This is a genomic window from Rhodoferax ferrireducens, assembly GCF_003347515.1.
Classification (GTDB): Bacteria; Pseudomonadota; Gammaproteobacteria; order Burkholderiales; family Burkholderiaceae_C; genus Rhodoferax.
This window is the reverse complement of the sequence record NZ_QEII01000291.1, coordinates 1-205: the sequence shown is the minus strand read 5'-3', so window position 1 is coordinate 205 and position 205 is coordinate 1. Positions and strand designations below refer to the sequence as shown.

At 61.0% G+C, this 205-nt stretch carries 1 pseudogene; it reads left to right on the top strand.

Features of this window, described 5'->3' with window-relative positions:
- A pseudogene (locus tag C5P05_RS19080) lies at positions 1-205 on the top strand (hypothetical protein); the annotation flags it as partial.

Genomic DNA, 205 nt, shown 5'->3' with positions numbered 1-205 from the left:
CCCTGGATCGCCAGGCGCTGTCCACGTTGCGTGGCGGCGGGGCACCTTGGGTCTTCGGCTGGGCCACGCCCTATACGCCGCAGACGACGAGTTTTGCGCCGGTGGTCAATAACTTCTTCCAGACCAACAACTATATCGGGCAGCTGCTCGATCAGTCACAGAGCATCACGATTAACAATGCCGGCAACGGCTCGCAGATCACCGC